Source organism: Glutamicibacter sp. NPDC088483 (assembly GCF_044753145.1).
Lineage (GTDB): Bacteria > Actinomycetota > Actinomycetes > Actinomycetales > Micrococcaceae > Glutamicibacter.
In genome coordinates, this window is the sequence record NZ_JBIVMP010000001.1 from 253498 (window position 1) to 277597 (window position 24100).

At 58.9% G+C, this 24100-nt stretch carries 19 protein-coding genes; 9 read left to right on the forward strand and 10 right to left on the reverse strand.

The window, feature by feature from the left end; genetic code table 11:
- Positions 1-34: 34 nt before the first annotated feature.
- Positions 35-2143, reverse strand: a complete 2109-nt coding sequence (locus ACIP6G_RS01260; protein WP_400288247.1) for a type IIA DNA topoisomerase subunit B — start codon at positions 2141-2143, stop codon at positions 35-37.
- 221 nt (positions 2144-2364) lie between these two features.
- Between ACIP6G_RS01260 and ACIP6G_RS01265 the strand changes: the two genes are divergently transcribed.
- Positions 2365-2589, forward strand: a complete 225-nt coding sequence (locus ACIP6G_RS01265; protein WP_105656767.1) for a hypothetical protein — start codon at positions 2365-2367, stop codon at positions 2587-2589.
- A gap of 125 nt (positions 2590-2714) precedes the next feature.
- Here ACIP6G_RS01265 and ACIP6G_RS01270 read toward each other — a convergent pair whose 3' ends face one another.
- From ACIP6G_RS01270 to ACIP6G_RS01285, 4 genes are all read right to left on the reverse strand, one after another.
- Positions 2715-3926, reverse strand: coding sequence for an RNA polymerase sigma factor (locus ACIP6G_RS01270; protein WP_400288249.1), 1212 nt, complete (start codon positions 3924-3926; stop codon positions 2715-2717).
- 254 nt (positions 3927-4180) lie between these two features.
- The gene (locus tag ACIP6G_RS01275; protein WP_332594677.1) at positions 4181-5284 is read right to left on the reverse strand and encodes a DUF4192 family protein; all 1104 of its coding nucleotides are present in this window, start codon (positions 5282-5284) and stop codon (positions 4181-4183) included.
- Positions 5285-5369: 85 nt separating this feature from the next.
- On the reverse strand, positions 5370-6632 hold the full coding sequence (locus tag ACIP6G_RS01280; protein ID WP_332594676.1) for an MFS transporter: 1263 nt from the start codon (positions 6630-6632) through the stop codon (positions 5370-5372).
- Positions 6629-7591 carry a PAC2 family protein gene (locus ACIP6G_RS01285; RefSeq protein WP_332485992.1) on the reverse strand — a complete coding sequence of 321 codons (963 nt, stop codon included), beginning with the start codon at positions 7589-7591 and terminating at the stop codon, positions 6629-6631. Before ACIP6G_RS01285 ends, ACIP6G_RS01280 begins: the two co-directional genes overlap by 4 nt.
- Before the next feature lie 255 nt (positions 7592-7846).
- On the opposite strand from ACIP6G_RS01285, the gene ACIP6G_RS01290 reads away from it, so the two are divergent.
- The 4 genes from ACIP6G_RS01290 (at position 7847) to ACIP6G_RS01305 (ending at position 13322) form a co-directional block, all read left to right on the forward strand.
- Positions 7847-9361: a leucyl aminopeptidase gene (locus tag ACIP6G_RS01290; RefSeq protein ID WP_105656772.1), complete on the forward strand. Its 1515-nt coding sequence runs from the start codon at positions 7847-7849 to the stop codon at positions 9359-9361.
- A gap of 283 nt (positions 9362-9644) precedes the next feature.
- A complete protein-coding gene (gene lpdA, locus ACIP6G_RS01295; protein ID WP_105656773.1) occupies positions 9645-11024 on the forward strand; it encodes a dihydrolipoyl dehydrogenase in 1380 nt (459 codons plus the stop codon).
- Positions 11025-11141: 117 nt separating this feature from the next.
- Entirely contained in the window at positions 11142-12860 is a 1719-nt protein-coding gene (gene sucB / locus ACIP6G_RS01300; protein WP_400288251.1) for a 2-oxoglutarate dehydrogenase, E2 component, dihydrolipoamide succinyltransferase, read from the forward strand.
- Between the two features lie 111 nt (positions 12861-12971).
- Positions 12972-13322 carry a hypothetical protein gene (locus ACIP6G_RS01305; protein ID WP_105656775.1) on the forward strand — a complete coding sequence of 117 codons (351 nt, stop codon included), beginning with the start codon at positions 12972-12974 and terminating at the stop codon, positions 13320-13322.
- A gap of 78 nt (positions 13323-13400) precedes the next feature.
- On the opposite strand, the gene ACIP6G_RS01310 is transcribed toward ACIP6G_RS01305, so the two are convergent.
- Positions 13401-14999: a serine/threonine-protein kinase gene (locus tag ACIP6G_RS01310; protein WP_400288253.1), complete on the reverse strand. Its 1599-nt coding sequence runs from the start codon at positions 14997-14999 to the stop codon at positions 13401-13403.
- Here ACIP6G_RS01310 and lipB point away from each other — a divergent pair.
- The 3 genes from lipB to ACIP6G_RS01325 all read left to right on the forward strand — a co-directional run bounded on the left by lipB (position 14991) and on the right by ACIP6G_RS01325 (position 17614).
- Positions 14991-15665, forward strand: a complete 675-nt coding sequence (lipB, locus tag ACIP6G_RS01315) for a lipoyl(octanoyl) transferase LipB (RefSeq protein ID WP_400288750.1) — start codon at positions 14991-14993, stop codon at positions 15663-15665. The two genes, ACIP6G_RS01310 and lipB, sit on opposite strands and share 9 nt — an antisense overlap.
- Before the next feature lie 34 nt (positions 15666-15699).
- The gene (gene lipA, locus ACIP6G_RS01320) at positions 15700-16698 is read left to right on the forward strand and encodes a lipoyl synthase (RefSeq protein WP_105656778.1); all 999 of its coding nucleotides are present in this window, start codon (positions 15700-15702) and stop codon (positions 16696-16698) included.
- A gap of 166 nt (positions 16699-16864) precedes the next feature.
- Positions 16865-17614 (forward strand): DUF4191 domain-containing protein, encoded by a 750-nt coding sequence (locus ACIP6G_RS01325; protein WP_105656779.1) that lies wholly within the window; start codon positions 16865-16867, stop codon positions 17612-17614.
- A 70-nt stretch (positions 17615-17684) separates the two neighbouring features.
- Here ACIP6G_RS01325 and ACIP6G_RS01330 read toward each other — a convergent pair whose 3' ends face one another.
- Positions 17685-18122, reverse strand: a complete 438-nt coding sequence (locus tag ACIP6G_RS01330) for an RDD family protein (RefSeq protein ID WP_400288256.1) — start codon at positions 18120-18122, stop codon at positions 17685-17687.
- A gap of 274 nt (positions 18123-18396) precedes the next feature.
- On the opposite strand from ACIP6G_RS01330, the gene glnA reads away from it, so the two are divergent.
- Positions 18397-19821, forward strand: coding sequence for a type I glutamate--ammonia ligase (glnA, locus tag ACIP6G_RS01335; RefSeq protein WP_400288257.1), 1425 nt, complete (start codon positions 18397-18399; stop codon positions 19819-19821).
- A gap of 163 nt (positions 19822-19984) precedes the next feature.
- Here glnA and ACIP6G_RS01340 read toward each other — a convergent pair whose 3' ends face one another.
- The 3 genes from ACIP6G_RS01340 to ACIP6G_RS01350 form a co-directional block, all read right to left on the reverse strand.
- On the reverse strand, positions 19985-20455 hold the full coding sequence (locus ACIP6G_RS01340) for a nucleoside deaminase (RefSeq protein ID WP_400288258.1): 471 nt from the start codon (positions 20453-20455) through the stop codon (positions 19985-19987).
- Between the two features lie 105 nt (positions 20456-20560).
- Positions 20561-21043, reverse strand: a complete 483-nt coding sequence (locus tag ACIP6G_RS01345; protein WP_400288259.1) for a DUF1990 family protein — start codon at positions 21041-21043, stop codon at positions 20561-20563.
- Positions 21044-21051: 8 nt separating this feature from the next.
- Positions 21052-24078 (reverse strand): bifunctional [glutamine synthetase] adenylyltransferase/[glutamine synthetase]-adenylyl-L-tyrosine phosphorylase, encoded by a 3027-nt coding sequence (locus ACIP6G_RS01350; protein ID WP_400288261.1) that lies wholly within the window; start codon positions 24076-24078, stop codon positions 21052-21054.
- Between the last annotated feature and the right edge of the window lie 22 nt (positions 24079-24100).

Consider the following 24100-nt stretch of genomic DNA (forward strand, 5'->3'; position numbering starts at 1 on the left):
CGTTAGGGCCAGGGACTTCGCCGTTTGCATTGCTCTAGACGTCGATACGATCTCGTTCAAGATCGTCGGCGCCGTCGATAATGAACTTCTTGCGAGGCGCTACGTCGGAGCCCATCAGCAGATCAAAGACCTCCTCGGCTGCCTGCGCATGCTCGATGCCGACACGGCGCAGCATACGATGACGCAGGTCCATGGTGGTTTCAGCCAGCTGGTCCGCGTCCATTTCGCCTAGGCCCTTATAGCGCTGGATCGGCTCCTTGTAGCGTCGGCCTTCCTTCTCCAAGTTGGCCAGCAGCTTGGTCATTTCCGCCTCAGAGTAGGTGTAGATAACCTCATTCTGCTTCGACCCCGGATTGATCACCTCAATGCGGTGCAGCGGCGGAACCGCTGCATAGACGCGACCGTGCTCGATCATGGGACGCATGTAACGATAGAACAACGTCAACAGCAATGTCCGAATGTGCGCACCGTCAACATCAGCATCAGTCATCAAGATGATCTTGCCGTATCGGGCTTGCTCAATGTCGAAGCTGCGCCCCGAACCGGCCCCAATCACCTGGATCATCGCTGCGCACTCCGCGTTCGAGAGCATGTCCGAAATCGAGGCTTTTTGCACGTTGAGGATCTTGCCTCGAATTGGCAGCAGCGCCTGGTACTCGCTGGAGCGCGCGAGACGGGCAGTGCCCAATGCGCTGTCGCCCTCGACGATGAACAGTTCAGACTTTCCAACTTCCTTGCTGCGGCAATCGAGCAGTTTGGTTGGCAGCGAAGAAGACTCCAAAGCGGTCTTGCGACGCTGGGTTTCCTTGTGCATACGTGCCGACACGCGAGATTTCATCTCGTTGACGACCTTCTCCAGCAGCGTGGACGCTTCAGCCTTCTCGTTGCGCTTATTGGATCCCAGTCGGTCGTTGAGTGCCTTCTCCAGCACCTTGGAAACAATCTGGCGCACCTGCGGTGTACCCAAAATTTCCTTGGTCTGCCCTTCGAACTGCGGCTCTGCCAGTCGGACGGTCAGCACGGCAGTCATGCCCGCCAGCACGTCGTCCTTCTCCAGCTTGTCCTTCTGGCCGAACTTGAGCTTCCGCGCATTGGCCTCCACGTTCTTGCGGAAGGACTTGAGCATGGCCTGTTCGAAGCCGGCAGTATGCGTACCGCCCTTGGGGGTCGCAATGATATTCACGAAGCTGCGCAGCGAGGTTTCGTAGCCGATTCCCCAACGCACCGCGACGTCAACTTCGCAGACACGCTGCACATCTTCAATATGGCTGCGACCACTGCCATCGATGACCGGAACCTTTTCATGGAACGATCCGCTGCCATGGAAACGCCAGATGTCCGTGACCGGCGAGTCGCTGCTCAGATATTCGACGAACTCGCTGATGCCGCCATCATGCTGGAACACTTCCTCATGAGGCCCGTCCGCACCCGGGGTATCCGGTAATCCACGTTCATCGCGCAGGGTGATGCGCAACCCAGGAACCAAGAAGGAGGTCTGGCGCGCTCGATCCTGCAAATCCTTATAGGAGAACTTCGCATCCGGGGTGAAGATATGGTTATCCGCCCAGTAGCGAATGCGCGTTCCAGTCACGCCCCGCTTGGCTTTGCCGATAACGCCCGGAGCCGTCGCCGTCTCATGAGCCTTGAAAGAAGCGTCCGCTTTCTTGCGGCCCTTATCGGTAAATTTGCCTGGCTCTCCACGACGGAACTGCAGGCCGTAGGTCTTGCCACCGCGGTCAACTTCGACGTCCAAACGGGCCGACAAGGCGTTGACGACCGAGGCGCCCACGCCGTGCAGACCGCCCGAAGCACTGTAGGAGCCACCACCGAACTTGCCGCCGGCGTGCAGCTTGGTGAAGACAACTTCCAAACCGCTCAAGCCTGTCTTGGGTTCAACATCGACAGGAATGCCGCGGCCGTCATCCTGGACTTCAACGGAGCCGTCAGAGTGCAAGATGACGTCAATTGCCTGGCCGAAACCGCCCAGCGCTTCGTCAACTGAGTTATCGATGATCTCCCAGAGGCAATGCATCAAGCCACGGGAGTCGGTGGAGCCGATGTACATGCCTGGGCGCTTACGAACCGCTTCCAGGCCTTCCAAGACCGAAAGGTGCCGGGCGCTGTAATTGTCGGATGAAGCCACTGAGCTGTTGTCTCCTACTTGCATGAGAAAGTACGTCTTATTCCATATTCTAATCGTTAATGTGTTCGAATACCCGCTATTTTCCGGTGCTGCCCAGCACGCCGGTCCCCTATGACCTTATCCACATGCGCTACGCGGTGAGCGAAAGAACAGGCAAATCGGGATAAAGTCGGAGCCCAAGCTGGTTGTATAGAGTAACCATCAACTTTAGGAGGCTGGCAATGACTACTACGACCGCTAGTCGTGAACTGAACGCCCTCGACCGGTGCGACCGCTGCGGCGCACAGGCCTACGTGCGAGCCGTGCTGGCTTCGACAGGCGGTGAGTTGCTCTTCTGCGCTCACCATGCCCGCGATGTAGAACCAAAACTGCGTCCGCAGACTTCGGTCTGGCAGGATGAGTCCTCGCGACTCTATGAAAAGCCCAAGGTGGACGCCAACGACTAAACTCGTGGCCAGCCACTAATTCGAGAAGGTGACCCAATTCTGGGTCACCTTCTTCTTGCATTAACGGCAAATAAAAATGTGGCCAGCAGTTCAATGAATGAACTACTGGCCACATCCTCAGATTCTTAGTCTAGGTAATCGCGCAGTACCTGGGAACGCGATGGGTGACGAAGCTTGGACATCGTCTTGGACTCGATCTGGCGAATGCGTTCACGAGTCACACCGTAGACCTTGCCGATTTCATCCAAGGTCTTAGGCTGGCCATCGGTCAGGCCGAAGCGCATGGCCACCACACCTGCTTCACGCTCTGAGAGCGTGTCGAGCACCGAGTGGAGCTGCTCCTGCAACAAGGTGAACGAAACTGCATCGGCTGGGACTACTGCTTCCGAGTCTTCAATGAGGTCACCGAATTCGGAGTCGCCGTCTTCACCCAATGGGGTGTGCAAGGAAATTGGTTCGCGACCATACTTCTGGACTTCGACAACCTTTTCAGGGGTCATGTCCAATTCCTTGGCCAGCTCTTCTGGGGTTGGTTCGCGGCCCAGGTCCTGGAGCATCTGGCGCTGGACACGTGCCAGCTTGTTGATGACTTCAACCATGTGCACTGGAATACGTATGGTACGTGCCTGGTCAGCCATGGCACGGGTAATTGCCTGGCGGATCCACCAGGTGGCGTAGGTCGAGAACTTGAAGCCCTTGGTGTAGTCGAATTTCTCCACTGCACGGATCAGGCCAAGGTTGCCTTCCTGGATCAGGTCCAGGAACAGCATGCCGCGGCCGGTGTAGCGCTTGGCCAGCGAAACTACGAGGCGAAGGTTGGCTTCCAGCAAGTGGTTCTTGGCGATCTTGCCGTCGTGGATGATCTGCTCATAGTCCCAGCGCAAGCGCTGGTCCATCGAGCCGTCGTCCTTTTCCAACTTGTCAGTTGCGAACAGGCCCGCTTCGATGCGCAGAGCCAAGTCAACTTCCTGCTCAGCGTTCAGCAGCGCGACCTTGCCGATCTGCTTCAGGTAATCCTTGACTGGGTCAGCGGTCGCTCCAGCGACCATGACCTGCTGCTGTGGAGCATCATCGTCACCGGTTGAAAGGGTGAAGCCCTTCGAATCATCCTCAGACTTCGAGTCCTTCGAATCGGTGCCTTGCTCAACATCGTCATCGGCGTCAGCCGACGCTCCGGTTGATTCGTCTTGCGCTGCAGTTTCAGCAGCGACCTTTTTAGTCCGAGGCTTGGCCTTGGTAGCGCGCTTCTTCGCTGCAGGGGCGGCTGCCTCGACCTCGGCCGCTTCAACCTCGGCCTCAGTTGCTTTGCGATTAGCGTTCGTCTCAGAAGATGACACGAATAACCTTTCTAACGATGCGTTCCGGATGCACCTGCCGGTAACACCACTATGACCCTGTCAAGTCCGATGGCGTTTAATCATTGACTAAACACCGAGGGCTGGCACATTGATATCAACGCATCAAGCCCGCCTAATGTTCCCGAAATCCGGAGATTTCAAGACATAGGCAATTCGAACCTAACCGGGTCTGTTGTCCCATTATCCATGAATTGCCGCCAGGACACCACTTGAGACACTCCGGCTGTTGCTGCTCAGCTGAAACTAGCACGCCATGCCCGCAATTGGTCGGTCGCCCATTCTGGCATGATTCCATGGGACATCAGCTTTTGCAGCAGCCTGGCCAGCTCGTAATTCGGGTTTTCCTCGACCGCTCGCCCCAACAGGCACAACGCCATGGATCCCCTGCCTCGCGCCCACTCGATCCACGCAAGAATGCACAGCAGGGCCTGCCGCGCGTTGCCTTCAGCAACGCCGAGCAGGTCTCTGGCGACCAGCCACAACCGGTCAATCCTCTGCCAGTCCGGAGCATGCCAACCACGTCCCAGCAAATAGTTGGTCAATGGCGCGGCGGCAGCTTCGCGATCCCCGCGCATCACGCCGAACAACACATCCAGTGATGCTTCAAGTCCTTGACCAGCCAGGTACGGAAGAAGGTCACGCACGATTTTCACTTCCAAGGAACCCAGTAGCAATGCGGCATGCTCATGCTCATCGTGAATCCAGGCCCGGGCTTCTGGCTCAGCTAGGTCCATGGTCTGCAGCCACGCTTCCAAGCAGTTGACGACGTTGTGCTGCTGATTCGAGATGATCTTCAGGATCTCAGCAGCCTGCGGCCATTGCGGGATTCCGCTACCGTCCCATGGAATATCCAACGGAGCCGACCCGGCGAAGACCAACGACAAATGCGTTTCGTTCGTTTCCACCGGGCGCACGGGCGTCGGCTCTGCATAATCATCGGTCGCGTAGTTCCAGACCACACGATCCTGCCGGCACCAGCTGTGACGCAGCAAGACCTTTTTGCTTGTCAGCCCCTGCTCTAGCTGCGCGACCAGATCCGCGTAGGGAATACCGGAGCCGGCCGACGTTCCTTCGGGCGCATAGACCACCAGAACCACCCCTTGGATATGGGGCATTCGTTCTAGCAGGCTCAGCAGCTGCGCGGTCCACGTCCCGCGCTCTGCAGCCGTGTTTTCCTCGGGCAGATCAACTCGCAAGGTCGCTTCCAGATGGTCCTCGTCTATCAGCATCAGCACGGCCGAATTCTGAGGATAGAAACCTAGGGCATGGGGCACATACGCCAAGATGTCCTCGCAACTGGACAGCGAGAGAGGGTGGCGTTCCGGTGTAGTTGTCATGGCTCCACGGTGCAACGCTGCGCTTGGCGCATGAGGTCAGAGGCTGCGAGCTGTGGAGAACCTTTCGGATCGCCCCGGTGCGGGCTTACTGCTCGGCGAGGAAGCGGCGTGCCTTGCGGCGTTCAACGACCATGAACACCATACCGAGCAATGCCATGGCGAACTGGACTGACAGGGCCACGCGGAAGGCCTGAAGATTGTAGAGCTCGCCCACCGAGCCGTTGGCCTTATACAGCATGTCCATGATGAATCCGATGACGTAGATCGTGACAAAGGCACCTATGAACCCGCCGGTGTTCACCAGGCCGGTGGCCGTTCCCAGCACCTGCGGCGGGTTGAACGTTCGGGCGAAGTCGAAGCCGATTACGGAGGCCGGGCCACCGGCGGCAATGGCGATCATCAATAGCACCAGAATCCATAGCGGGGCCTGCCCTGGCCAGAGTAGGACGACTGCCCACATCACCAGGATTGAGCCGACAATGCCCAGGGCAAAGTTGGAACGCTGGCTGGCATGGCGCGAGGTCAGGGCGCCGAGGATCGGTCCCACCACGATAGAAACGACAACGAACACCGCCATCAAGCCCGATGCCAGCGCACCGTCTATGCCCTGGCCTTCGACAAGGAAAGGATAGCCCCAGGTCATCATGAAGGTGTTGATCATGAATGCCGTGGAGAAGTGGGTCCAGAACCCCAAACGGGTTCCTGGCTGTTTCCAGGCCCGGGCGATCCGCGAGCCGGTCTCCTGCTCCCCCTGGCCGGACCCTTCCCAGGTCCTGCCATTGCGCACGAAAGCGATCGTGGTGATGAAGGTGGCAAAAGCGAAACCGGACATGACCGAGAACGCCGCGGACCAGCCGACGCCCAGCAAGATCATATGGAAAGGAAAGAGGCTGATGAGCTGGCCGAGCTGGCCGAAGGTACCGGTGAGCTGGGTCAGCACCGGGATTCGCGAGCCGGAGAACCATAGGGGCAACAGCTTGAGCACCGATACGAAGACCATCGCATCGCCCATGCCAACCATGACGCGCCCGGCCAACCCCATGGGGACGTTGACTGAAATCGCAAGGAACGCTTGACCTGCGGCCATCAGCAGGGCGCCGCAGGTAATCAGGATGCGCGGACCGAATTTATCCAGCAGCAGCCCTACGGGCACCTGCGCGCCGGCATAGACAACCAGCTGCACGACGGAGAAGGTCGCCAAAATCTGCGCGCTGGCATCAAATCGTTCGGTGGCTTGGATGCCAGCGACGCCGAAGCTGGTGCGCTGCGAAATTGCAGAAATGTAGGCAAGAATTGCGAAGCCGAAGACAACCCACGACTTTGGTGAATTCAGATGGGCCTGGCTCACTGGTCGTGATCACCTGGCAACGGTTCGATGTGACCGTTTTTCAACCAATCTTCAGTGTTCTCAATGGCCGCAAGGAAATGCTCGGCGCTGGCGCCCAATTCCTCGGCATCCGCCATCTGCTCGTCTTCATCCAGCAACAGCGAGCGCGGTTCATGCTCTTTGGCATGCGCATCGAACCGTTCTTCGAATCCGTCGACCATTTGGCGAACATCGCTATTGGTTTCAAGCTGTTCGGCTAGCTGCTGGTCGACCAGTCGACCTGCCTCACGCAGCTTGTCCGTTGGCAAAGCCAGCTTCAGTGCCGCTCCTACGTATTCCAGCGTCGCAACGGCAACGGCCGGGTACTCGGATTCGGCGAGGTAGTGCGGGGTGTGCAGGGAGTATCCCACGACATCACGGCCAGCTTCGCTCAGGCGAATTTCGAGCAGCGAGGCCAGACCTGCTGGCGATTCCACCGTAGGGCTCCACGTCGAGATGTTCTCGATCAGATCCTTGCGGTTTCCATGTGCGGTAACGCCTACCGGGCGGGTATGCGGCACCGGCATCGGCAACGATGCGGTCCCCACAACCAGCGATACGTTGAAGGCTTCAATGAAAGAATGCAGTTCCGCGATCACGCGTTCCCACTTCAAGTCGGGTTCTACACCGGTGAGGAACCAGAACTTGCGGTCCATCTCATCGGTCATCAGGTAGATCTCCATGCGTGGAGCCTGGTATCCAGCGAAGTGGTCACCCAGGAAAGAGACTCGCGGGCGCTGGGAGGTGTAGGCGATCAGCTCATCGGCGTCGAAAGTGGCGAAGAGCTCCGAGTCGAGGCGTCCGAAAAGCTCGTTGGAGACCTGCGAATGGTTATGCCCGGCATCGCTGATGCTCTTCAGCGAGACGAACATGCCAAGACCTTGAAGGCGCGAGTCATCCAAGTCGTCTGCGACCAGCGTCATCAACGATTCCTTGGACATTTTCTCCTCATTCAGGGTCGGCATCCGGCAAAGCGGGAGCGGCAACCATCGGCTGGGACTGCACTTCAAGTACAGATCAATGGTCCATCTTATCGCTACTTGGCTTTCGCTCGCTGTGAAGTAACGCACGATGACGCGGAACCTCGGATAACCTTGGGGTAGGAGACGCACAGCCCGCCGGCATGACCTGCTTCCGGAAAACCACAGGGGCTGTCGCAACCTTAGACCCTACAAAGGCATAGAAGGAATGATTTTGTGATCAACTCCAGTGATCTCACTTTGAGCGCCATTGGCGCCGACATCAAGCGCAAGAGCGCTGACACCCTCATCCTGGGTGTACTCAAGAACGGCGAAAAGGTGTCCATCGCGGCATCCCCATTCACCGCCGAAACCACCACTTCCCTGGAGCAGTCGCTTTCAGCTTTGGGCGTTGCCGGGAAGGCCGACGAAATCACCGCGCTGCCAGGCGTAGACGGTGCCAAGACCAAGACCTTGCAGTTCATCGGCCTGGGCGTTGACGAGCTAGCTGATCTGACCGAGGAGAAGCTGCGCCGTGCCGCCGGTTCGGCTGCCCGCCAGCTGAGCAACGCCAAGAGCGCCATTTTCGCCCTGCCTGCTGACAGCGTGGAGCGCGTGGCCGCCATCGCAGAAGGCATCGCGCTGGGCAGCTACCGCTACGAGAACCACCGTTCGAAGAAGAGCGAGAAGCCGGTACTGGCCGAAGCCCAGATCGTCACCTCGGTAGCGACGTCCAAGGACCTGCCAGCAGTACTCAAGCGCGCTGCCATCCTGGGCCGCGCAGTACGCGGCACCCGCGATCTGATCAACGCCCCAGCCAACGTGCTGTACCCGGAGTCCTTCGCCGCAGCAGTGAAGGACCACTCCAAGTCCCTGCCGCTGAAGGTCACCATTTTCGACGAGAAGCGCCTTGCCAAGGACGGCTTCGGCGGCCTGATCGGTGTTGGCGGCGGTTCGGTTCGCCAGCCGCGCATGGTCAAGATCGAATACGCGCCGTCGAAGGCCGCCAAGCACATCGCCTTGATCGGCAAGGGCATTACCTTCGACACCGGTGGCACCTCGCTGAAGCCTGCTGCCGGCATGCACGCCATGAAGTCCGACATGTCCGGTGCCGCCGCGGTCTTCCAGACCGTTGCCGCAGTCGCCGAGCTTGGCCTGAATGTCAAGGTCACTGCATGGCTGTGCCTGGCAGAAAACATGCCTGGCGGCGCCTCGACCCGTCCGGGCGATGTGCTGACCATGTTCGGCGGCAAGACCGTTGAAGTGCTCAATACCGACGCCGAAGGCCGCTTGGTCATGGCCGATGGCCTGGCAGCTGCCAGCTTGGAGAAGCCGGATGTCATGATCGACATCGCTACGCTGACCGGCGCGCAGATGCTGGCCCTGGGCCTGCGCACCGCAGGTGTCATGGGCGACAAGCAGGTCGCCAGCGACTTGGTTGCCGTCTCGGACAAGGTGGGCGAATTGGCTTGGGCCATGCCGCTTCCGGAGGAGCTGCGCCCGTCCATCGAGTCGCAGGTTGCCGATCTGGCGAACATCGGTGAGCGCATGGGCGGCATGATGACTGCCGCCGTGTTCCTCGAAGAGTTTGTCGGTGAAGTGGACGGCAAGAAGATCCCTTGGGCCCACATCGACTTCGCTGGTCCTGCGTTCAACGAAGGCAGCGCCTGGGGCTACACTCCGAAGAACGGCACCGGCTCCCAGGTACGCACCCTGGTTGCCTACGCAGAGCAGCTCGCTGCAGCAAACTAGCCGCAGCAACGCAGGACTAATGGCAGTTCCTGTGTCCTGGAACTCATCCCGGTATCGCCGGAACTATCTGCACGATGCCGGGATGAGTTTAAAAATAAGAGACATACCTGACTTTTAATGCCCCGAAGGTGACTGCAACCATTGGACGGTACTAAGGTAAGTTTTGAAACATCACCGTGGATTAATGGTGCGCGCCCGCATGTGTCACGCTCCAGGAAGTCCACACCCGATCCCCTGGTCGGCCTAAGCCGGCCTCACTAAGCGAATACGAGGGAGCGTTCACGTGGCCGATTCGGCAGCAACGCAAGAATTTGATGTCCTCATCCTCGGCGGCGGATCCGCTGGATACTCGGCAGCATTGCGCGCCATCCAGCTGGGCTACACCGTTGGATTGATCGAGAAGGAAAAGCTGGGCGGCACCTGCCTGCACACCGGCTGCATCCCAACCAAGGCCTACCTGCACGCAGCAGAGCTGGCCGAGAACGCTCGCGAGGGTGCCAAGTTCGGCATCAACTCCTCGCTGGAGTCGATCGACCTGGCTGGCGTGCGCAAGTACAAGGAAGACATTGTTGCTGGAAAGCACAAGGGTCTCCAGGGCTTGCTGAAGATGAAGAAGGTCAACGTTATCACCGGTAACGGCCGACTGGTCTCCCAGGATTCCATCGATGTTGATGGCACCGTCTACAAGGGCAAGTACATCATCCTGGCTACCGGCTCCACCTCCAAGACCATGGGTCTGGAAATCGGCGGCCGCGTACTGACCAGCACCGAAGCACTGAACATGGAAGACCTGCCAAAGAGCGCCATCGTGCTCGGCGGCGGCGTCATCGGTGTCGAGTTCGCTTCCGTATGGAAGTCTTTCGGCGTCGACGTCACCATCGTCGAGGGCCTGCCTTCGCTGGTTCCGAACGAGGACCCAGCCATCATCAAGAACCTGGAGCGCGCTTTCAAGAAGCGCGGCATCAAGTTCAACACCGGCGTCTTCTTCGAGAAGGTCGAGCAGGATGCTAACGGCGCCAAGGTCTCCCTGGCTGACGGCAAGGTCCTGGAAGCAGAGATCGTTCTGGTTGCAGTGGGTCGCGGTCCGGTAACCGAGGGCCTCGGCTTCGAAGAGCAGGGCATCACCATTGACCGCGGCTTCGTGATCACCGATGAGCGCCTGCACACCGGCGTTGGCAACATCTACGCAATCGGCGACATCGTTCCAGGCGTACAGCTTGCACACCGCGGTTACCAGCATGGCCGCTTCGTAGCCGAGGAAATCCACGGCATGAAGCCAACCATCGTCGAGGACATCAACATCCCGAAGGTGACTTTCTGCGAGCCAGAGATCGCTTCCGTGGGCTACTCCGAGCCGAAGGCCAAGGAGAAGTTCGGTGCCGACCAGATTGAAACCACCGAGTACAACTTGGCTGGCAATGGCAAGTCCTCGATCCTGGGCACCAGCGGCATCATCAAGATGGTTCGCGTCAAGAACGGCCCAATCGTTGGCGTTCACGGCATCGGCGGCCGCATTGGCGAGCAGATCGGTGAAGCCCAGCTGATCGTGAACTGGGAAGCTTACCCAGAGGACGTATCGCAGCTGATCCACGCACACCCAACCCAGAACGAGTCCCTGGGCGAAGCCGCAATGGCTTTGGCCGGCGCCCCGCTGCACGGTTAATCACGCTTTGGTCATACAGGCAGCGCGTTAGTTCAACGCGCTGCCTGTATGCACTAGGCTCGGAGGCAACGCCTCTCACCACTTTTCAAGCTTTATAAAACAAGGAGATACGGGACGATGTCTGAAACCGTAAACCTACCCGCACTGGGTGAAAGCGTTACCGAAGGTACGGTAACCCGCTGGCTGAAGCAGGTCGGCGACCGTGTAGAGGTAGACGAGCCGTTGGTGGAAGTTTCCACCGACAAGGTTGACACTGAAGTTCCTTCGCCGGTTGCCGGCATCATCGAGGAAATCTTCGTAGCCGAAGACGAGGACGCTGAAGTTGGCGCCCCACTGGTTCGCATTGGCGATGGCTCCGGCGCTGGCGAAGCTGCACCAGCAGCTCCGGCCGCTGAAGAAGCACCTGCCGAACCAGCCGCTGAAGAAGCACCAGCAGCACCTGCAGCCGAAGAAGCTCCAGCAGCTGCACCAGCCGCCGGCGCTGCTTCAGGCACCGAAGTGACCCTTCCAGCTCTGGGCGAGTCGGTTACCGAAGGTACCGTCACCCGCTGGCTGAAGGAAGTTGGCGAGGAAGTCTCCGTCGACGAGCCACTGCTTGAGGTTTCCACCGACAAGGTTGACACCGAAGTTCCTTCCCCCGTTGCAGGTACTCTGCTGGAAATTCGCGTTCCAGAAGATGAGACCGCTGAAGTTGGCGCTGTTCTGGCTGTTATCGGTGCAGCTGGCGCTGCTCCAGCTGCCGCCCCAGCCAAGGAAGAAGCACCAGCTGCTGCTCCGGCTCCTGCAAAGGAAGAGGCTCCGGCCGCTCCGGCTCCCGCTAAGGAAGAAGCACCTGCCGCTCCGGCTGCTCCCGCTCCTGCAAAGGAAGAGGCACCGGCTGCTGAGGCAACCAATGAGTCCGGCTACGTCACCCCACTGGTCCGCCGCTTGGCTAACCAGCACAGCATCGACATTGCTTCGGTGAAGGGTACCGGCGTTGGCGGTCGCATCCGCAAGCAGGATGTCCTGGACGCTGTTGCCGCCCAGGAAGCTGCTGCACCAGCCGCTGCACCAGCTGCCGCCCCTGCCCCTGCCGCCGCGAAGCCAGCTGCTCCTGCAGTTGAGGTTTCCTCGCTGCGCGGCACCGAGGAGAAGGCTCCACGTATCCGCCAGGTCATCGCTCGCCGCATGCGCGAATCCCTGGACGTATCGACTCAGCTGACCCAGGTCCACGAGATCGATATGACCCGCATCGTGAAGCTGCGTGCTTCGGCAAAGGCCAACTTCAAGGCCACCAACGGCGTGAACCTCACTTACTTGCCATTCATCGCCAAGGCTGTTGCCGAGGGCCTGAAGGCACACCCTAAGTTGAACGCCGAGTACAACGAAGAGACCCAGAAGATCACCTACCACAATGCCGAGCACTTGGCATTCGCAGTCGACACCGACAAGGGCCTGCTGGTTCCTGTTGTATCGAACGCTGGCGATCTGAACCTGGCTGGCTTGGCTTCGCGTATCGCTGATGTTGCTGCACGCACCCGCAGCAACAAGATCGGTCCGGATGAGCTCTCCGGTGGCACCTTCTCGATCACCAACATCGGTTCGGTTGGCGCACTGTTCGACACCCCGATCATCAACCAGCCACAGGTAGCCATCCTGGGCACCGGTGCGATCGTGAAGCGTCCAATGGTCGTTACCGACGCAGAGGGCAACGATTCGATTGCCATCCGCCACATGATGTACCTGTGCCTGACCTACGATCACCGTCTGGTAGACGGTGCCGATGCAGGCCGCTTCCTGCAGACCGTCAAGGCTCGCCTTGAAGGCGGCGCTTTCGAAGGCGAACTGGGACTGTAAAGATCCAGCTTTCGCTTTCGCAGCCTAGGTAGATAATCGCCCCTGTCGTTGATTCGACAGGGGCGATTCTGCGTTTTCTACGATCAGTCGAAAATAGATTAGGCTAGTATCATGACTATTCTTCTTTCAATCCTGATTTTCGTGCATATCTTGGGTGCAGCAGCTATCTTCGGCGGCTGGCTTGCTAATTTCAAGACTCCAACCGTCTCCGTATGGCAGTGGTATGGCGCTATCGTTCAGGTCGTAACGGGTCTGGCCATGGTCGGTATTCTCGAGGCTGGCGACGGTTCGCCAAACCACATGAAGATTGGAATCAAGTCGCTGATTGCAATCATTATCTTGGTGGCAGCGTTCCTTGGCCGGAAGAAGATGAAGAACGGCGAGGAAGTTCCTACGGGGATCGCTCACGCCGTGGGTGGCATGGCCTTGATCAACATCGCCATCGCGGTCCTCTGGAACTAATCAGCATTAGCATTGAGGGCGGGAGCCGCAACCATCAGCTTGGAGCAAGCTGTGGTTGCACCTCCCGCCGTTTCGCTTTTAACGGCGCAATACCTTGCCAATTTTCCAGCGCTCGTCTTCCAGCACTAGTTCCACTTCGATGCGTTGCGGCTGCGCGGCCTGGACGGCGTGAACCGTGGCTCCGCGGGCATCCACGTAGCGGTATTCCTCTTGGGTAGAAGTGGCAGCAAGAATGACAGAGTCCCCCTGCCCACGCGCCGATACCGTGACGTCCGTGAGTCTCGTGCGCAATCCCGCAAATTCCAAACCCATTTTCCGAAGCTGATCGATTGTTTCGAGATCTCGTTGCAGCTGCTCCGCTCCTGAAGTGTAGAGCCCCTTGAGCTTCTCCCCCGCCAGCTGCCCCATCGCTTCATCGCGCTCTCTTGAAAGCGCGAGGAATGCAGAGATCACGGTGTCCCGATTCAAGGCACAAGCTGGAACGTGCGCCCCGTCTTCAATTCTGCAGCTTTGCTCTGCTGACGGTACTGCCGTAGCCGCAGTCGTTTCGGTGGCCACAGCCGCACGGAAATGATTGACGCCCACGAGGCTCCCGATAATAACCAACGAGCCCAGTGCTGCGGCACCGGCCAATTTCATGGCCCCGGGGGTCCGGCGCAATCGATGGCTATGCCAGGAGTCATCGCGGCTGGGGCTTCGCTGCCTGCTTGCGGTATCGGCCTGGCGCTTGAAGCGCTTGTGCGCAGCATTCTGTTCCGCGGATGGATGGATGGTCTCCATCAGATGAGTAGCTTCTGGAGCTACATGCCCTTCCCAGCTGATGGGCTCTGCCGGACAGCTTGCGAACAACGTTCGAGCAAACTGATCTGCGGTCGGTCGTGCTTGCGGATCTGGATTCAGCGAATCGATCAACAGTTCATGAATGATCGAAGGGATTCCGGGGAACATCACGCTTGCCGGTGGACGCATCAGTTCCTCTTCGGGAATCCGTCCGGATAGGAGAAACCACAAGCAGGCGCCCAGCGAAAACACGTCCTGCTCTCCAACTTGGCTTTCCCGTACCCCGGCCTGCATTTCAGGGGCCATGAATCCTGGCGTACCGGAGCCGGTGAGCGCCTGCCGTGCTGAAGCTGATTCCTGGAAGTCAATGATCTTCGGCATTCCCTTGGCAGTGAGCAATATATTGGCCGGCGATAAGTCTCCATGGCGTTGGCTCTGCGCATGCATCACCGAAAGCGTCTGCGCGATGGGTGCCAGCGCGGTCACGCACTCCCCCAGGCCAAAGGCGCTTCGACTTGCCACAAGATCAGCCACGCTGCCACCGGGGCAATATTCCATAACCAGCCCCTCGCCCAATTGTGTCGACAGGGTTCCGTAGAAATCAACGACATATTTCCTTGACTGCGTTACCTGCTCTTGGCGAAGCGAAATGATGTTTTCCATAGTCAGGCTAAGTTTTAGCGTGAGGTACAACTGGTCGCTTTCCCTCCGGATCAGCCAAACTTTACACGGTGACTTGGAACTTAGCGGCCTTACCGTGACATGCCCGGGGCTTGTTGGCCACGCTAGAACATTCGTAGAATCATCCATGACTCCGTTGTAACCCAGAATCGTAAATTGCAAGCTGGATATCCACAGATGGGTTCGACGGCTCTGAATTAGCGACCGATCGTTCAAGAGCGTAGGCTAGCCGTCATGGCGATCGAATTCGAACGAGTCGGACTAGGCTCAAAATTTGTGCCCTACATGGAAGCTTGGGATTACCAAATCCAACTGCATGATGCGGTAGCCGCGGACACGCAAACCCCAAAAGTCCTGTTCCTGGAGCACGAAGCGGTTTACACCGCAGGCAAGCGAACTGAACCTGAAGATCTCCCGATGGACGGGACCCCCGTGGTGGATGTGGATCGCGGTGGAAAGTTGACCTGGCATGGCCCGGGACAGCTCATTGGCTACCCCATCGTCAAGCTACGCAAGATCAGCGCAATCCGACTTTACGTGGAGACCTTGGAAGAAGCCCTGATTAACGTGGTCAGCGAGCTAGGCATTCCGACGGCCCAGATCAAGGGCCGCTCCGGGGTCTGGGTACCGGGCAAAGATGGCGCTCAGGACCGCAAAATCGCAGCCATTGGAATCCGCATCAACCACGGTGTCACCATGCACGGTTTCGCATTGAACTGCTCGAACGCGCTTTCCGCCTACGAACAGATCATCCCCTGCGGCATCTCCGATGCAGGTGTCACCACCATTTCCGAAGAACTCGGCCGTACCGTCACCCCCGAAGACGTCGTTGACCGCATACAAACCGAAATAGAGCGTCTGCTCACCCCTCAAGTCGTCTAGACAGTCACGCCCTCACCAAAGAAAGAGCTGTTTAATGAGCGTCGAACCAGAAGGCCGCCGTATGCTGCGCGTAGAAAAGCGCAACGCTGCCGTACCTGTGGAGCGTAAGCCAGAATGGATCAAGGCCAAGTTGAGCATTGGCCCTGAATACGTTGGCCTGAAAAATCTCGTACAGAGCGAAGGCTTGCATACGGTCTGCGAAGAAGCAGGCTGCCCGAACATCTTCGAGTGCTGGGAAGACCGCGAGGCTTCCTTCCTGATCGGCGGTTCAGAGTGCACCCGCCGTTGCGACTTCTGCCAGATCGCCACCGGCAAGCCCTTGGCAATTGACCGCTCAGAGCCATTCAAGGTCGCCATGAGCGTGAAGAAGATGGATCTGCGCTACGCCACCGTAACCGGCGTCGCCCGTGATGACCTCGAAGACGAGGGCACCTGGCTGTATGCCGAGACTGTGCGGCAGATCCACAAGATGAATCCAAGCACCGGCGTAGAGCTGCTGATCCCCGATTTCAGCGGCAAGCCGGAGAACCTGGATACCATCTGCGATTCGGAGCCAGAAGTCTACGCCCACAACGTAGAGACTGTGCCTCGCCTGTTCAAGCGCATCCGCCCGGCTTTCCGTTACGAGCGTTCCATGGATGTGATCACCCATGGCCGCAAGCGTGGCTTGATCACCAAGTCCAACCTGATTCTGGGTATGGGCGAAACTCGAGAAGAAATTTCCGAGGCCATGCGTGATCTCCATGAGGCAGGCTGCGATCTGCTGACTTTGACCCAGTACCTGCGCCCAACCGACCTGCATCTGCCAGTCGACCGCTGGGTCACCCCGCAGGAGTTCCTGGAGCTTCAGCAAGAAGCCGAAGAACTCGGCTTTGCCGGAGTCATGGCTGGGCCGCTGGTCCGTTCTTCCTACCGCGCTGGCCGCCTATGGGCCGGCGCCATGCGCAAGAAGGGCCGCGAAATCCCAGAGGCATTGGCACATATCGAGTCCTCGGGCAACACGCGCCAGGAAGCAGCTTCGCTGATCAAGTAGCTCGGTCCAGTGGACCCCACGGCTAAGGCCCCGGAACTCCTGATGGAATCCATCGAGGGTTCCGGGGCTTTCCCACTGCCCGTCCATGGGCAATTCACCTGAAAATGCCGTGTTCGATCCGGCTCGGCTTAGAACTATCAACTTCATCGCGTAGAATTAAGGCACTATGGCCAAAAACTCCGACAACGACGCAGCCGCGCCTAAGCGTGGCTTGTTTTCGCGTAAACCAAAAGCTGAGAAGAAGAACAAAGAACCGGGCCGCCTGAAGCAAATTGGCCAGGTCTTCCAGATGACTCGCCGCAATGACCCGATGGTCGTGTGGTGGATGGCATTGGCAGCCTTGGCCGTCATTGCTGTCTGCTTGGTCATCGGCTTCTTGATCAAAAACTGGATCACGATGTTGATCATCGCAATCCCGCTGGCGCTCCTTGCTGCAATGTTCGTGATGTCCCGCCGCGCAGAGAAAGCTGCGTTCTCGCAGCTTGAGGGCCGCCCTGGCGCTGCCGGCGCCGCCATGAGCGTGCTGCGTCGCGGCTGGATCCTGAAGCAGGAACCAGTTGCCTACAACCGCCACCAGGATCTGGTGTTCCTCGGTATCGGTCGCCCGGGCATCGTCCTGGTCACTGAGGGACCAAAGAGCCGGGTTCGTGAGCTTGCCTCTTCCGAGCGCAAGCGCATCGCCCGCGTTCTGCCGAACGTTCCCGTGCACATCATCAACGCTGGTTCCGAAGAAGGCCAGACTCCGTTGGCTGAAGTCGGCAAGGCAATGAAGAAGCTTCCAAAGTCGATTACGAAGCTGGAAGTCAGCGCAATCGACAAGCGCTTGAGCACGTTGACCGCGAATCGTCTGCCTATCCCCAAGGGCGTAGACCCGAACCGCGTCCGTCCAAACCGCCGCGCTACGCGCGGACGCTAAAGACAACTACTAAAGAAGCCGCAACTGGAATTTCTAGTTGCGGCTTCTTTCTTGCTGTCCGGATCTATTGCTAGGAGATATTCACCAGGATGGTCTTGGGCAAACGATCATGCAGTCCACGCTGGTCCTTGTCGGTGACGAAGGCCGGAATAGCCAGGCAAAGCAGCAAGGAACGAATCAGGCCTTGCAACGGCTTGATTGCGGTTCCATCCAGCGACTGCACCTGCATTCCAAAGGTACGGTGCCCAATCGTGTGCCCGGTGAATCCGACACCGATGATCTGCCCGGCGCAGAACAGGCTCAATGTTGCCAGATCGTGGCTGTCAAACAGCCACCAGCTCAGCAGCATCGAGAGCCCCCAGTCCAGGAGCAGTGCACCGACCCGTCGCGGGAATCTGGCAATTGAGCCGGGGCCCTTCTCGGGGCGCCCCATATCCTGCCCGGGCCATTGTTGCGTATTATGCTGCGGCGGCCCTTCAAGCCACGAGCTGAAGTCTTTTCTTTCCACCAATACAGTCTATCCAGCGATTCTGTGCGCCAGTTAGAACGCGATAACCAGGTAGCAAGTATGCAAGTCAGATTGTTACAGCAGGCAATCAGCGCAGATCAGCGCGATACGACACGCCCGGATTCTCCGCTTGTAACAGGTTGGAAACAATAGAGACACCATTCAGAAATGGATTATAGGTAAGCTTGATACGTAAGCAAGAGGACCAGCCGGATCATTCCGGCTACCGGTTCCGTTTACCAAACCTTATATCTCACCAGGGAGTCACCTGCACATGTTTACCAGTCCAGAAGAAGTCTTGGCATATATTGCCGAAGAGGACATCAAGTTCGTCGATATCCGTTTCACCGACCTACCAGGTGTACAGCAGCACTTCAACGTGCCTGCCAAGTCCGTGGATGCCGACTTCTTCGTCAACGGCCAGCTCTTCGATGGTTCTTCCATCCGCGGCTTCGCCGGCATCTCTGATTCCGACATGCAGCTGATCCCGGACGTCACCACCGGCTTCATCGATCCCTTCCGCCTGGAAAAGACCCTAGCCTTCAACTTCTCGATCATCAACCCACGCACCGGTGAGCCTTACCACCGCGACCCACGTGGCGTTGCCGAACGCGCCGAGGCTTACCTGGAATCGACCGGTATCGCTGACACCGCGTTCTTCGCCCCAGAAGCAGAATTCTTCATCTTCGAAGACGTTCGCTACGAATCCAAGCCACAGGGCGCGTTCTACTCGATCGATTCCGACGAGGCACCTTGGAACACCGGCCGCAAGGAAGAAGGCGGCAACCAGGGTTACAAGACCCCGTACAAGGGCGGCTACTTCCCAGTTGCACCGACTGACAAGCAGGCTGACCTGCGCGACGCGATCTGCGTCGAGCTGGACAAGGCTGGCCTTGAGGTTGAGCGCAGCCACCACGAGGTGGGCGCTGCCGGCCAGGCAGAAATCAACTACAAGTTCAACACCATGGTCCACTCCGCTGATGAACTGATGCTCTTCAAGTACATCGTGAAGAACGTCGCTGACGCGTGGGGCAAGTCCGCAACCTTCATGCCAAAGCCAGTCTTCGGCGACAACGGCTCGGGCATGCACGTGCACCAGTCGCTGTGGTCCAACGGCGAACCGCTGTTCTACGACGAAAAGGGCTACGCTGGCCTGTCCGATACCGCACGCTGGTACATCGGCGGCCTGCTGAAGCACGCAGACGCCGTGCTCGCGTTCACCAACCCAACCGTGAACTCCTACCGCCGCCTGGTCAAGGGCTACGAAGCTCCAGTGAACATGGTTTACTCGCAGGGCAACCGCTCTGCCGGTATCCGTATCCCTATCACCGGTTCGAACCCTAAGGCGAAGCGCATCGAGTTCCGCGCTCCGGATGCTTCCTCGAACCCATACCTGGCGTTCGCAGCCCAGCTGATGGCTGGCCTGGACGGCATCAAGAACCGCATTGAACCTGCAGAGCCAATCGACAAGGACCTCTACGAGCTTCCTGCCGAAGAGGCCAAGGAAATCCAGCGCGCACCTGAAAGCCTCGAAGAGGCGCTCAAGGCCCTGGAAGCTGATCACGAGTTCCTGCTCGAAGGCGGCGTCTTCACCGAAGACCTGATCCAGACTTGGGTTGAGTACAAGCGTGAAAACGAAATCAAGCCATTGAGCCTGCGCCCGAACCCATACGAGTTCGAGCTCTACTACGGTTGCTAATCAGCTGACGGGGCATCGCCCCGTGTAGTTTGCAGAGGAGTCCGCACAAAGCGCAAGAACTATGTTCTAGCACTTGTGCGGACTCCTTCTGTTTAAGCATCAGTGCGGACCCGCACATTGGCGGCCATCGCGCTCAGGGCAAGTGCCGCCCCGATAACAAGTACTAGTATTCCTGCTTGTCGCTCTTTGCTTCCCAAAGCTCAAATGCCCTGAGCGCACCGGAATCTTCAACCTTGGTAAACGGAATTTTCCGCTCGCTCATGGGAAGCTCAAGCTCCTTGTAAATGAAATCATCATCGAAGCCGATCTTCGCGGCTTCCTCGCGCGTATTCGCGTAGTAGACATGCTCGAAGCGGGACCAATAGATGGCACCCAGGCACATGGGACATGGCTCGCAGCTGGTGTAGAGCTCGCATTGCGACAGATCGAAGGTTCCCAGTGCTTGTCCCGCTGCGCGGATGGCATTGATTTCGGCGTGCGCCGTTGGATCCTGGCTACCCACCACCGAGTTGTAGCCAGCGGAAACGACTTTTCCGTCAAGGACTACCACCGCGCCAAATGGTCCGCTGTCATTGGATTCCAGGGCCAGCAAGGACTGATTAATGGCAGCCTGCAGCATCTTTGGGTCCAGCATTTTCGAAGCTCCCCTGCACTCATTATTCGCGTAGAGATTACAATCCCCACCCTAGTCCCCCGCATCCTGTTCCGGCGGGAAGCGCAGGAAATTGCCGGTTGCGGACTAAGGTTTCAGCGCACGAAGGTAACGCTGACGTGTCACCCACTGCGCCAGGAGCAGCACCTTGAAGACTCGACGCCAAGCAGGCACATCAGAAGGTTCCGTGACCGACCTGATCAGCAGGAAAACTTGCTCGTCCGCGCGTTCAAGAATGAAAGCTTCCACACCCTGAACCGGATGCCCCGGCAGCGTCCGGTAGGAAAACCCTACCCAATCACTTTCCGCAATGACGTCAACTACCTCCACAGGTTCATGGATGCGCAACGGTCCGACACCGATGGTGATCAAGGGTTGCTGGCCCACGGCGACCGGCAACTGCGGCTGGAGGCTGAACCCGCTGCGTGTCTTGACTTCCCAACGGAGCAAAGCAACGCACGCATCGTTCCACAGGGCTGCTCCCCCGCCCAGCAGCACGCGGCGTTGCCATGGCCTGGATGAAGCAGCCAGCGGGCTCCAGGAACGTTCCAGCAGCGTTTCAACGGCCACCGCGGTTCCTAGTCCTCAAAGCCGTAGAACAGCAGTTCAAAGATGCCACGCGCGTGCCGGGTTGCACGCAAGTAGTCTTCTTCGAGTTCCACGCCAAAGTGCGGCTCATAGCCGCACCACCGAGCCACGGCTTCCATATCGCGCGCCGAACTCGGCAAGACATCGCTGGAACGTCCGGACGTGATGATTTCAGCACTGCGAATCTGCGTAGCCAGCCGCCAAGCAATCGCCAGCAGTTCGCTATCGTCTTGCGCAATGAGCTCCAATTTCGCCAGCTCTTCCAACGCCTGGAGCGTCGAGGTGGTGCGCAGGGATTCGTGCTTCCAGGCGTATTGCAACTGGTAGAACTGCACCAGCCATTCAATGTCCGAGAGCGAGCCTCGTCCCAGTTTCAGGTGGCGGTTGGGGTCGGCACCTCGCGGGAGCCGTTCGGATTCAACGCGGGCCTTGATCTTGCGAATATCCCGGATCTCCGACTCGTCCAGTCCCTTGCCGTAGCGCACCGGCCTAATCAATTCCATGAAATCTTCAGCCAACTGGTCATCGCCGGCAAACGGGCGTGCACGCTGCAACGCCTGGCGTTCCCAGATTTCCACCCATCGCTGGTAATAGGTGGCGTAGGCGTCGAGAGAACGGACCAGCATTCCCTGGCGGCCCTCGGGGCGCAGATCCGAATCCACTTTCAATTTCACTTCAGCTGGAATGGCCGGTTTCAACGGTTTGGCGGTCCACGACACCAGGTCGGTAACTACCCGAAGCGCTTGTTCTTGAGCAGCTTGGGCCGTGGCGCCAGGAACCGGGCGCTGCACGAACAGGACGTCCGCATCAGAGCCGTAACCGATTTCCCGACCGCCTTGGCGGCCCATGGCAATGACCGAAACGACAGCATGTTCCCCGTGCTTGGCCTGGTCAGCAGCCAAGAGGACCTTCAGCACCCCGTCAACCATGGCGGCGTCGATGTTCGAGAGTGCTACGCCAACTTCCTCAACGGTCAGCAGGCCAGCGCCGTCGGCAAGCGCGACACGCAAGAATTCGCGGCGGCGCACCATGCGGATCATGCGGATGGCAGCTTCTGGCTGCTTCGTGCGATGGATGATCGAGGTGTTCTGCTGCAGCAGGTTCTCGAATGTCTGCGGCGTCAAGGAGGCGTCGGAGCCCAGCCAAGCGGCCGCCGCCGGCTCGTTGGCCAGCAGGTCGGTCAGGAAGCGCGTATTGGAGAGCAAGTGGCTCAGCCGTTCAGCGGCAGCGTTGGTATCGCGCAGCATGCCGAGGAACCAATGGGACTTGCCCAGTGCTTCGCTGAGCCGGCGGAAGCCCAGCAATCCAGCATCCGGGTCAACCCCGCGGGCAAACCAGTCCAGGAGTACCGGCAGCAATTGCCGTTGCAATGACGCACTGCGCGAGACCCCACCGGTCAGGGCTTCAATGTGCCGCATCGCCGCCTTCGGGTCGAGATAGCCCAGGGCGCGCAAGCGGGCTTGCGCCGATTCGGCGGTGAGCTTGACGTCATCGGCCGAGAGGTTGGAACTACTGACCAGGAGCGGACGGTAGAAAATACGCTCGTGCAGCGAACGCACCATGCGCTTGGTTTCATTCCAGCGGCGCATCAGCTTCTCCGGGCTGCTGAGCTGCAGGTCTCCGGCACCACGGATCGATCGTGCAAGCACGCGCTGGGCGCTTTCTGCCCGGGGCATCAAGTGGGTACGGCGCAATTGGCTGAGCTGTATCCGGTGCTCCAGCAAGCGCAGGAAACGGTATGAGTCATCGAAATTCGTCGCATCATCACGGCCGATGTAGCCGATATCGCTCATCGCTTGGATGGCCAGGGTGGTGGTTGGCACCTGGATGGCGGGGTCGACTCGACCATGGACGAGTTGGAGCAGCTGGACGGTGAATTCGACATCGCGCAGCCCACCGGGGCCCAGCTTGATTTGCCACGCAACATCTTGCTTGTCGATGTTGTCGCTGACGCGTCGGCGCATGGCCTGGACGGATTCAACGAAGCCCTCACGCTCGGAACTGGACCACACCATTGGCGAAACCATCCGCTCATAAGAGCGTCCCAGTTCCTTGTCGCCGGCAATCGCGCGGGCCTTGAGCAGGGCTTGGAATTCCCATGAATGGGCCCACCGGCGGTAATACGCTTCATGGGATGAGAGCGTACGGGTCAAGGCCCCGTCCTTGCCCTCGGGGCGAAGATTCGCATCCACTTCCCAGAGCATCGGCTCAGGGCCAGAGACCATCAGTGCACGTGCCGTGTTCCCGCAGATCACCGTCGCGATCGCGGCCGCCAGATCGTCATCGATTCCCAGCGTGGAATCGTGGACGTAAATGACATCGACGTCCGAAATATAGTTCAGTTCACGTGCACCGCACTTGCCCATGCCAATGATGGTGATCTTAACCCGATCAACGTCGCCAGCATCATATTGTTCGGCGGCTTCGGCCCGGGCAATGGCCAATGCCCCCTCCAACGCGGCACCAGCCATGTCGGCCAGTTCGGCGGCGACCAGGGGCAGAATGCGTTGAGGCTGGGTGGAACCCAAGTCCCGGTGGGCCAGCGAGAGCAATGCCTTGCGGTAGGCGGTGCGCAAGCGCTGACGCGCTTCAGCACCGGTGCAGGAAGAGACCCAGTGCCCGCCGTCTGATTGCTTGGCCTCGATCGATGCCAGCAAGTCCTCGACCAGCTGTTCCGCGGGCACGGGGACGAATTCACCGGGTGGGGCGTGGCGGACGATCTCCAGCGCCTCGGGACAACGCATGAGGAACTCCCCGAGCGCAGAAGAGCTGCCCAGAAGCCTGACGAGCCCTTGGCAGCTATCGGGCTCCAGGAAGATATCGATGACTTCCGGGTGCCGATCTACCAACCGCAGGGCCAGCAGCAGTGCCTGGTCCGGATCTGGCGCATGCGCCATCTTGCTCACGATCAGGCTGGGATCAATCCGGGACAGTTCCTCGGCCTGAAGGAATTTCTTGGCCCTTTCGATGTCGCTGAAGCCAGCGTTGAGCAATGCTCGCGAGGGTACTTCCGGCATGGTGTCTCGTGTTCTCCCGCAT